The organism is Clostridium sp. BL-8 (assembly GCF_002006495.1).
Classification (GTDB): Bacteria; Bacillota; Clostridia; order Clostridiales; family Clostridiaceae; genus Clostridium.
The window spans coordinates 1-11,693 of record NZ_LZZL01000128.1; the positions used below are offsets into that span (position 1 = coordinate 1).

Sequence of the window (11,693 nt, forward strand, 5' to 3'; positions counted from 1 at the left end):
GCAGACATCTCAAATCTATGATTTGATGATGGTCGCTTACTCTGTGAGTACTCAGTGAACGGATGTGAATCGAGTTTCCTCTAAAGGTTGTTCCACTTTAGCTTGTCAAACTGAAAGTTGGAACATGCTAAAGTGGATACAACCTGCTGCTTAGAACCTTCAGCGATATTTTTATAGTTTTTCGGAATAAAAATATTTATGATTTCGTTAAGCTACCACTTAACTCTAAGTTTAAAGGTGTTTATCTATAGTATAGACTCTTTAAATTTTTTCTTTACAATTAAGAAGTCTTCTAAATCATTTAAAAACTGAAGCAATAAAGCTCTGTTTTCAAATTCGTTTCTATTTTTAGGCAGTTCCATATCTGCATAATCTTTTCTAAGTAAATTTAATTTATCAATAAGTTCAATACAATCATTATTCTCATGAAGATTCATTGCAACATTATTGGTGAAGTCCGATAATATTTTAGTTTGATCATAAGTCATATAAAATCTTGAAAAATGCTTTTTCATTCTTTTCATTGTATCTAATTGTATTATTCTCATTTCTATATAATTTAGATAATAATCGTTTTTCTTAAATAAATGATTATTATTTATGGTCCGCGCTATATCTTTAGACTTTTTAATAAGTTTCTCAACTTCCAATAATATTTCTCGTTCATAAACTGGTACGGCTTGAGTTACCAAGCTTACTGCCATGTCTGATAATATAGCTCTATAACAATCTTCTATTCTTACCTTATTCTTTTCAAATTCATCTTCTAAAGAAGCTGTATATAAATTAAATAACATTGCAACACCAATTCCTATTATGGTTAATTGTGCTTCATTTATTATCCATGAAACATTTATATTTGTGCTTGTTAAAAGATGAGTTGAAAGTACTGCTCCAGGCACCATGCCTTCACTCATTTTTAGAAGTTGAGTAGTTGATATAAAAATTATCAAAAACAGTCCAAATACAATAGGATTATTACCAAGCAAGATGTATAATACAAAAGATAAAAGTATAGCTATTGCAGCTGTGATTACTCTCCTTCCTCCGATTAGCAATGCTTCCTTCTTAGTATCCTGAATAGTAAGGATTGCAATTATACCTGAGGTTACTCCAAACTGTAACCCAATATAATTTGATATCATTATTGCTATTGTAGCTGACAAAGCCATTTTAAAAACTTTCGACTGTAAATATTTAATCATACGAATCTTCTCCACTCCTATATCCTAAGGCACATTTTCGGTCTATTATCATATACCTAAAGCATTTCATCTATTCTTTTATGTTAAATTTTTTATAAACCTAGCATGTTCTTTTCTATGCTTTATAAGTATTGGAACTTCATAAGAAAGCATTATAATCCATCCTCCCAGACAGCTTAAAGCAATACCAACTATACCAAACCTCGGAGCAAGTAAATAAGCAAATAATACTCTTCCAACCATTTGAACAAAAGTAGATCTTAAAGTAACCTTTAAATCTCCCATTCCTCTAAAGTATCCTTGTATTCCATTTGTCCATGCTGGAAGTATATAGAAAAATGCCATTAAATGAAGATATGTTGCTCCTAACTCTATAACTTTTGATCCTTCATTTGGGACAAATAAGTTCATCAAGTTATTTGCTCCAAAGTATACTGAAAAGACAAGTATGCACCAAAATAACATTTCAAGTTTTAATCCTGTCCAAAGCCCTTCCTTTATCCGATGATGTTTTTCACCGCCTCTATTTTGGGCTAAAAATGTAGTCATCGCACTGCTAATACTCTGTTGTGGAGTAAACGCAAAATCATCTACCCTGTTAACTGCATTGAATGTTGCAATTGCATCCACACCTAGAGGATTAACGGCAGCTTGAACAAAAACTTTTCCCACATACAAGCAAGTTTGCTGCATTGCTGTGACCCAGCTATAATTTATAGTGATTTTTAATAACTTTTTATCTAGTATAATTTCATTTTTTGAGAAATGCAATAAGGGCACCTTTTTATAAATATAGATAATGCAAAAAAGGCTTGAAAACATTTCAGCTGTTGCAGTTGCTATTCCTGAACCGATAACCCCCATATTAAAATAAACTACAAATATAATATCCATTACCACATTTAATACTGCTGAAATGGCTAAAAAAATCAATGGAGATTTTGAATCACCTATGCTGCGTAAAATTGAAGCAAATGCATTATATAAAAATGTAAAAATTAGTCCCAAAAATATAATCCTTAAATAAGCTGCAGCATCTGGTATTATTTCTTGTGGAGCTTGTATTAACTTTAATATTGGTTCAATAAATATTATGCCTAATATAATTACAATTGAAGTAAATATAAGTCCAGCTATCATAGTAGTTGAAACTTCTCTCTTGAATTTTTTTATATCATTAGCTCCAAAATATTCACTCATAAGTACTGAAGCTCCCATACAAATTCCTATAATAAAGAATATTATGATGTTCATTATAGGATTTGCTGTACCAACAGCTGCTAAAGCTTCTGTGCCTACAAATCTTCCTACAATAATTGAATCTGCTGCATTATAAGTTAATTGAAATAAATTTGCTAGTACCAAAGGAACTGCAAATTTAATTAAGTGTCTTGATATATTCCCTTTTGTCATGTCTGTAATCAATATTTTCCACTCCCCAATCCTCTTCTTACGTATATAAAAAATAGCAGATAATAATACTTCTATGTTATTTTTAATTATACCGTATGTTTTTGCAATAACTTAACATACACTATAAATTATTACTACTATCTACTTTATGCACACGTGTTCTCTATTCTATGTTAATTATATACCCCTTTCATTGCTTTTGGAAGAATATAAACTCTCTTTTATTTTCAATATCAAAATAAAATACTAAGATATGAAAAAAACATAGGGTAATATACTTTCCCTATGTTTTCATGAATTGAAATTCTTAAACTGTTTTTAAAAATGCTATTGATTCGTATGGTTTTAAGGTAAACACTGATTGTAAATCTCTTTCATCATAATTTGTAATTATGGATTTATATTTTTCTAATTCTTCAATATCTAACTTTATTTCAACTTCCTTTTCAAAAAAATTATTAATCACAATCAAAGATTCATTTTTATATTCTCTTTTATATGAAAACACAAAATCATTATCCTCTAGTATAGGTATATAACTTCCATAAGCTATGACATCATACTGCTTTCTCAAGAAAATTAATTTTTTATAGTGATAGAAAATTGAGTTTTCATCATTTAGACTATTCAAAACATTTATCTCTTTATAATTAGAATTTACACTAATCCATGGTTTTCCTTTACTAAACCCAGCATTTTTAGAAGCATCCCACTGCATTGGTGTCCTTGAATTATCTCTTGAACGTTCCTGCAAAACTTTATATATTTCAGCTTCATCTATGCCTTGCTCTTTTAATATTTTGAAGTAATTTAAACTCTCTACATCTACATATTGATCAATATCAGTAAAATATGCATTTGTCATTCCTATCTCTTCACCTTGATATACATATGGTGTGCCTCTTAATAGGTGAATCATTGTTGCCAGCATTTTAGCCGATTCCCTATGATATTTACCATCATTTCCAAACCTTGACACTATACGTGGTTGATCATGGTTGCACCAAAAGACAGCATTCCATCCATTGCCATCCTGCATTCCTAGCTGCCATTCATTAAATATATTCTTCAAGCTTTTAAAATCGCATTCTTGCAATTCCCATTTATTTTGATTTTTGTAATCAACTTTTAAATGATGAAAATTAAATACCATTGATAATTCTTCTTCTTTTTGATCTGAATATCTTATGCAATTTTCAAGGGAAGTTGATGACATTTCTCCAACTGTTATAATATCAGAATCTTTCCCAAAAGTACTTTCATTAAGCTCTTTAAGATATTCATGTATCTTTGGGCCATCTGTATAAAATTTTCTTCCATCACCCTCTGAATCATCTTCTAATTTCTCAGGTTTTGATATTAAATTTATAACATCAAATCTTAAGCCTTTGACACCTTTTTCTATCCAATAATTCACTATATTATAAATTTCTTTTCGTACCTCTTCATTATCCCAATTTAAATCGGCTTGTGTCTTGTCAAAAAGATGCAGATAATACTCACCAAATTCTTCTACATACTGCCAAGCGCTGCCTCCAAACTTAGATTTCCAATTTGTTGGCGCATTATTATTTACTGGTTCTTTGAAAATATAAAAACTCTTATATTTCTCTTCTCCCATCAATGCTTTCTTAAACCATTTATGTTCAGTTGATGTATGATTAAGAACCATATCCAGCATTATATATATATTTCTTGCTTCTGCTTCCTTAATTAATTTTTCAAAATCTTCTAATGTTCCAAAGCTCTCATCTATATTATAATAGTCTGCAATATCATAACCATTATCTACTTGAGGTGAAGGATAAAAAGGAGTAAGCCATATATAATCTATACCTAAATTTTTTAAATAGTCTAGTTTTTCTATTACTCCATTTAAATCTCCAAATCCATCACCGTCTGTATCATAAAATGATTTAGGATATATTTGATAGACAGTACTTTTCTTAAAATCCTTCATGATGCCTTTATCCTTTCCTCCTGTTTAATTAATTCCTTTTCTTTTTCCTACAATTACTGTTAATATGAATGGTATAGCAATAGCTGTAATCATACTCACAGCAAAAATTAGCATAAATTGTGGTTTAATTGATAGAATTCCTGGAAGACCTCCAACACCAATGGAATTTGCCATTACTCCACTTCCAACAGAAATAACTGCTGCAGTAGCTGAACCTATCATTGCGCACAAAAATGGAAAGCTATATTTTAGATTAACACCAAACATTGCCGGTTCAGTTACTCCAAGATAAGCTGAAATGCAAGCTGGAACATTAACTTCTTGAGCTTCTTCATTCTTTCTTTGTAAATATATCATTGCAAGCACTGCTGAACCTTGCGCAATATTAGATAAGGCTATCATTGGCCATAATGATGTTCCATCAAATTGTGCCATTAATTGAAGATCTATTGCATTGGTCATATGATGGAGTCCTGTAATAACTAGTGGTGCGTATAAGAATCCAAAAACTGCAGCAAAAACAGCTCCAAATGATGATGTAAGTCCTCCATATACTACTTGTGAAATTACAGATCCAATTGCCCAGCCTATAGGCCCTATTACAATGTGTGCAACTAAGACAGCTGGAACTAATGCAAAAAATGGTACAACTATCATTGATATTGATGCTGGACTTATCTTTCTTACTCCTCTTTCAAGGAATACCAATACAAAACCTGCCATTATTGCTGGTATTACTTGAGCTTGATATCCAATCATTCTCACTTGCGCAAATCCAAAATCCCAAAAAGGAATTTTATCTGCTGCTGTACTTGCTACTGAATAGGCATTTAAAAGCTGTGGTGAAACTAATGTGATACCTAGTACTATACCAAGAATCTGGGTTGTCCCCATTTTCTTTGTTATTGACCATGTTATTCCAACAGGTAAAAATTGAAATATTGCTTCACCAATTAGCCATAAAAAACTATATGTTCCAGCCCAGAATTGAGATACATCAACTAAAGACTTAGTTCCACCATCTAATAACTTTATATCTCCAATAATATTTCTAAATCCTAATATTAAACCTCCAACAACGATAGCTGGAATAAGAGGCGTAAATATTTCTGCTATATTAGCCATAAGTTTCTGCATAAAAGTCATATTATTTTTAGCAGCACTTTTTACTTCATCTTTACTTACACCATCTATACCTGAAATTTTTATAAAATCATTGTAAAAGATTGATACTTCATTTCCAATAACAACTTGAAATTGCCCTGCCTGAGTAAATGTTCCTTTAGCACTCTTCAATTTTTCAATTGCATCTTTATCAGCTTTACTTGGATCCTTTAGCACAAATCTCATTCTAGTGACGCAATGTGTAACAGCTGATATATTTTCTTTTCCGCCAACATATTTTAGCAATTCCTTAGAATCATTTTCAAATTTACCCATAAATAATACCTCCAAATGAATTTTATTTTTAATGAATTATTTCACAGATGTTGATTAATATTTAGATATACATTTTTAAAATTTAAACTTTGATGTAATATAATTATTTTCTCCTTTATGTATCTTTTTAGCTGGTATACGTTTACTCGACTCATATATTATCGTTTTCTTCATTGAAGAATTTCATTTGCAGATCTGCATATTATATAAGTTCAGTAAAAACATTTAATATTTTTGAATTTGGATCCATTAATTAAACCTTATTTTAAATGTTTACATTATCATAATATTCTTTTTTGAACATATCGTCAATATATTTCTCTAAATTTGTTTAAACAAATTTTTAAAATATACGAACTGCTTGATATATAGCCATTGTTCAAAATATATTTTATAACATATATGTTTAAACAAATATATCATAACCATTATATTTGTTTAAATAAATTATACAAATTCCACATTTTGTATAAATATTTTATATGCAGCTATAATTAATTATATAAGATTTACTTTTCTTATTTAGTTTCTTTAACATTTAGTTAACTTATATTTAAAAGTGAAGTATAATTGAAGTGTATAAATTTGATTAAACATATTTTAAAGGAGTGTTTTTTTTGCCCAATGTGAAATTTAAAGATATATATCATACATTGAAAGATAATATAGATGATGGTAAATATGATGCTTCTATGATGCTTCCTACGGAAATGGAATTAGTAAATACTTTTAAATGCAGCCGAAATACTGTTAGAAGAGCTATCAGTGAATTAAGTAAAGATGGATATGTTGAAAGTGTAAAAGGAAAAGGTGTTATTATTCTAGATGGCCGAGAATCTATTGAACTTCCTATTGGAAACCTATTAGGTCTTCAGGAACTAAAGCTAAAAAAGAAATTCACTACAAGTGTAGTTAACTTTTCAAAGATAACAATAAATGATCACTTATCAAAAAAAACTGCATTAAAGCCATATACAGAAGTATATCATCTTCATAGAATCCGATTTCTTGATAATGAACCTATAATCCTTGATATCAACTATTTCAGCTCAGATGTAGTTAAAGACCTAACTATAGAAATAGCACAAAAATCAATATATGAATATATAGAAAAAGAATTACATACTAAGATTCTTGCTTCAAAAAAGATTATAGTGGTTGAACACGCAACTGAATTAGATAAGCGTTATCTAGATTTAGGCACTTATGATTGTGTTGTTATCGTAAAAACATATGCTTATACTGATTCTGGTAAACTCTTTGAATATACAGAATCTCGTCATAGGCCAGATAAATTTGTATTTGTTGAATCTTCATCTACCCGAAAAACTGAATAAAAGCTTACTAAGATTCTTTCTTAGTAAGCTTAATTCAAAATGCTACTACAATGATTTTCATGACTATCTTTCCTGATTAAAATATTTTTATTATTAGTAAATTATTTGATTTAAATCAAGAAATTTTTGTGTGAATACCTAATTTTTAATCAGTATGAATTATAGATTTTCTTTTATAACCTTAATTCTCTCGCTATATTCCTTATCACTTAAATATGTCTTTTGAGGATTCATTTCAAATACACCACCCCATGAATAACCATTTTCATATTTAGGAACTACATGAAAATGAAGATGAGGAAGGGTATCTGAATATGCCCCATAGTTTACTTTTTTCGGTGAGAATGCTTTCTTTATTGCTGCAGCTGCTTTGGTAACATCCTTCATAAATAATTCAAGTTCTTTATCTTCTAATTCAAATAATTCATTTACGTGTTTGTTATAAGCAACAACACATCTCCCCTCATGACTTTGCTCTTTGAATAAATAAAGGGTGGATACATTAAGCTCACAAATTTTAATCATTAGATTATCAAGTTTTTCATCTTTATCACAATAAAGACAATTAATTTTATTATTCATATTAAAATCTCCTAACGTGTATATCAAAATTAGCTGCCTTAAAATAGCAATTCATCTTCTATCTTAAGACAGCCATAAAATCAAGTTAAAATATCTATAGAGATAGGATATCATTTTTTCATTTTAACTTATTTAAACTTTAAATTAATTTAAATATCCAATTTATACTGTAGTTTCTTTCCATACATTTTCATATTTATAACCAGTAAGATTTTCAACAATTTCTTTTGTTTCTGCATCAACATCAGCCTTTGATCCGCCATTTTTTAATCTCTCAACTTCATCAACTAATATACCATGTGTTCTTTTATTAAGTTTGAATGTTATTGCGAAATATAATGCTAATACAAGTAAACCTATGCATCCAATTGCTAAAAGATTTGCTATAGTTGCTACTACATGTGGTGATTGAGTTGTTTGCCCTTTTACAAATCCGCTTTCTTCTAATACAACTCCTAGAACAAATGTAGCTAAAGCAACACTACTCTTTCTAGTAAAAGTCATAACTGCTGCGAAAAGTCCTTCTCTTCTTTGTCTTGTAACCATTTCATCAACATCAGGGATGAAAGGGAATACATTCCATGGAGTAAATTCTAATAAGCTTCTTCCAACTTGATAAATAGTACCAATTACAAATAATAATACAATATTTGATCCTAAATGACCTGCATAAAGTCCATAAAATCCTAATAGACATATAATCATAATTGTATAAGAGAATTTATATAAGTTACTTGGTCCAACCTTAATCATCATAATTCCACCTAGGATTGTTACAGGTATACCAATGATACTAAGTGAAAGTACATTAGCTGCAGTAGTAGATGAAACTCCTAAGTTAAATACACAGAAATATACAAATACAGAATTAAATAAATCTTTAGCAGTAAATGAACATATATAAATTGCTAAGTGTTTTCTGAAAGCTTTAAGCTTTAAAGTAGATATATAAGCTATAGCTACTTTTATTATTCCTGTTATTTGTTCACCAAAACTCTTACTTTGAGAACCTTTTGCTATTTCTGCTTCCATTTCAGGTGTAAGATCTCTTTCCCAAGTTACTCTGTGAGCTATTAATATACAAATTGCATAAATGATAGCGAAAATTAAACCATTTAAAAAATATGCTTGTGAACTTTTTTCACCAAAGAAAGCTATTAATCTTCCCGGAACAAAAGTAGCTAAAAATGTACCAGTTGCTGATATAAACATTCTTGATGCAGATAATTTAGTTCTATCATCAAAGCCTTTTGTCATTTCAGCAGGTAATGTCTCCCATGGAATTAATACCATAGCTGCAATTATTTCAAAAGCTAAATATGTAACTAAATAGAATACATAACTTCTTCCTGTCACCCATAGTAGCACATAGTCTGCCATTAAAGGTGCTCCAATTAATAAGAAGAAACGACGTCTTCCAAAAAGCTTTCCAAGCTTAGTCTTATAAAAGTTATCTGATATACTACCGATAAAAAGACTGGCAACTGCATCCACAACACGGGCAATCGCAATTATAGATGCACCTTGAATTGGTGTTAATCCTGCAAATGTTGTGTAGAAAAATAGTAAAAATGCTCCGATAATGGTAAATGCACCACCACCCATTAAATCAACTAATCCATAACCAACGCCTCTAGCTATCGTAATTTTTCTATTATTATTTGACATATGTTTTTCCTCACTTTCTTTACTTAAGTACTCTTATTTTAGTTAAATCCGAAATATTCTTTTGCATTGTTGTAACATACACCTTGAACAATTTTCTTAAGCAATTTCATATTCTTAGGAACTTCACCATTTTCAACCCATTCTCCAATCAAATTACAAGCAATTCTTCTAAAATACTCATGTCTTGTATATGATAGAAAGCTTCTAGAATCAGTTAACATTCCAACAAAACGTCCTAATAGTCCAAGATTTGCTAATGCTTTCATTTGTTCAATCATTCCGTCTTTATTATCATTAAACCACCAAGCTGCACCAAATTGCATTTTTCCTGGAATCCCTTCACCTTGGAAATTACCTATCATTGTTCCAAGAACATAGTTATCCTTTGGATTTAATGTATATAAAATAGTCTTTGGAAGCGCATTTTCTTTATCTACTGAATCTAAAAGTCTTGAAAGCGGATAAGCTATACTTTCATCATTAATTGAGTCAAAACCAGTATTAACTCCTATTTTTTCTAACATTCTTGCATTGTTACTTCTAAGTGCTGCAATATGAAGCTGCATTACCCATCCTAGTTCATGATAAAGCTTAAATACATGTCTTAATGTATAAGTTTTGTATTTCTTTTCTTCATCTGCAGTTATATTTTTACCTTCCAATGCTTTAGCAAATATTGCTGCCGCTTCTTCTTTTGTCGCTTCCGCATAAACTACTACACCGTCTATACCATGGTCTGCAACTTTACATCCTACTGAATTGAAAAATCTTATTCTTGAGTCTAAAGCTTGTAGGAACTTATCATAATTATTTATGTTTATTTCTGATATATCTCCTAAGGCCTTTACCCATGTAATAAAGTCACCCGCCTTTATTTCTACACCCTTATCAGGTCTAAAAGTAGGTAAAACATTTACATTAAAACTAGTATCTTCTTTAAGCTTTATATGGTATTCTAATGTATCAGTAGGATCATCTGTTGTACATATAGTTTCAACATTTGATTTTAAAATTAAATCTCTTACATTAAAACCTTCTCCGCTAAGTAATTCATTAGCCTTCTTCCAAATCATTGGAGCAGTTTCCTCATCAAGAGGTTCATCTATTCCAAAAAATCTTTGAAGTTCTAAATGTGTCCAATGATAAAGCGGATTTCCTACTGCCATAGGTATAGTTTCAGACCAAGCTAAAAACTTATCATAATCACTTCCGTCCCCTGTGATGTATTTTTCATCAGCACCATTACTTCTCATTGCTCTCCATTTATAATGATCTCCATATAACCACGCTTCAGTTATATTTTTAAATTTTTTGTTTTCATATATTTCTTTAGGATCAATGTGGCAATGATAATCAATAATAGGAAGTTCCTTAGCATAGTTGTGGTATAATTCTATCGCAGTATCATTAGATAATAAAAAATTTTCATCCATGAAATTCTTCAAAATTCATCATCCTACTTTCAAATAAATATTTTATATTTGTAAAGCATTGAATATATTTGGTTAATAATACACTTTACATGCTTTTCACTGCATTATTGTGTTTTGTATTTATTCAACACTTTACTACAACGTTTTCTTTGATTGTCCTATTAACCATTATATATTTTTTATTTTTTTAAATTCAGTTAAATTAACTCCTTTAACTTAGTTATTCAAAGCTTATCAATTATTTATCTCGACTTCGTCAATTTGTTAATTCACCTAACTTATGATATAATCATTTTCTAATTAATTTTTATAAGCATTCTTATCATTCTTTGTTTATATTACTTGCCAGAATATAATAGATGAAGAATGATAAAAATGTTTATTTTTTGCCTCTGTTTTATAGCAATATTAGATTATTTGCATTCTAAATATTTTTCTAAAGTCGCTCTAACAGCACCAGTTCCAGAAATCATTTCAGTGAAATAACCTTCAATTTTTTCTCCTAAACCTACGGCATAAAGATTTACTCCAAAAATTTCTTCATTTATTAGTATTGGTCTTAGAGTATCTCCTAATTGTTCTGTAGTACCTAATTTTATATTAGCTACATATTTCTTTAGTTCATCTAATAATGGATCTGGACTTAATTCCATTA

At 29.7% G+C, this 11,693-nt stretch carries 8 protein-coding genes and 1 pseudogene; 1 reads left to right on the forward strand and 8 read right to left on the reverse strand.

Annotation, left to right across the window (positions count from 1 at the left end; genetic code table 11):
- Positions 1-245 precede the first annotated feature (245 nt).
- From CLOBL_RS25195 to treP, 4 genes are all read right to left on the reverse strand, one after another.
- Positions 246-1,205, reverse strand: coding sequence for an aromatic acid exporter family protein (locus CLOBL_RS25195; protein WP_077861518.1), 960 nt, complete (start codon positions 1,203-1,205; stop codon positions 246-248).
- A 78-nt stretch (positions 1,206-1,283) separates the two neighbouring features.
- Entirely contained in the window at positions 1,284-2,663 is a 1,380-nt protein-coding gene (locus tag CLOBL_RS25200) for an MATE family efflux transporter (RefSeq protein WP_077861519.1), read from the reverse strand.
- Between the two features lie 262 nt (positions 2,664-2,925).
- Positions 2,926-4,578 carry an alpha,alpha-phosphotrehalase gene (gene treC, locus CLOBL_RS25205; protein ID WP_077861520.1) on the reverse strand — a complete coding sequence of 551 codons (1,653 nt, stop codon included), beginning with the start codon at positions 4,576-4,578 and terminating at the stop codon, positions 2,926-2,928.
- Positions 4,579-4,602: 24 nt separating this feature from the next.
- Positions 4,603-6,018 (reverse strand): PTS system trehalose-specific EIIBC component, encoded by a 1,416-nt coding sequence (gene treP / locus CLOBL_RS25210; RefSeq protein ID WP_077861521.1) that lies wholly within the window; start codon positions 6,016-6,018, stop codon positions 4,603-4,605.
- Positions 6,019-6,644: 626 nt separating this feature from the next.
- On the opposite strand from treP, the gene treR reads away from it, so the two are divergent.
- The gene (gene treR, locus CLOBL_RS25215; RefSeq protein ID WP_242953919.1) at positions 6,645-7,355 is read left to right on the forward strand and encodes a trehalose operon repressor; all 711 of its coding nucleotides are present in this window, start codon (positions 6,645-6,647) and stop codon (positions 7,353-7,355) included.
- A 159-nt stretch (positions 7,356-7,514) separates the two neighbouring features.
- On the opposite strand, the gene CLOBL_RS25220 is transcribed toward treR, so the two are convergent.
- The 4 genes and pseudogenes from CLOBL_RS25220 to CLOBL_RS25235 form a co-directional block, all read right to left on the reverse strand.
- Positions 7,515-7,937 carry an HIT family protein gene (locus tag CLOBL_RS25220; RefSeq protein ID WP_077861523.1) on the reverse strand — a complete coding sequence of 141 codons (423 nt, stop codon included), beginning with the start codon at positions 7,935-7,937 and terminating at the stop codon, positions 7,515-7,517.
- A gap of 162 nt (positions 7,938-8,099) precedes the next feature.
- Positions 8,100-9,605, reverse strand: coding sequence for an MFS transporter (locus tag CLOBL_RS25225; protein WP_077861524.1), 1,506 nt, complete (start codon positions 9,603-9,605; stop codon positions 8,100-8,102).
- A gap of 38 nt (positions 9,606-9,643) precedes the next feature.
- Positions 9,644-11,050, reverse strand: a complete 1,407-nt coding sequence (gene uxaC, locus CLOBL_RS25230) for a glucuronate isomerase (RefSeq protein ID WP_077861525.1) — start codon at positions 11,048-11,050, stop codon at positions 9,644-9,646.
- A gap of 401 nt (positions 11,051-11,451) precedes the next feature.
- Positions 11,452-11,693, reverse strand: a pseudogene (locus CLOBL_RS25235) (mannitol dehydrogenase family protein); the annotation flags it as partial.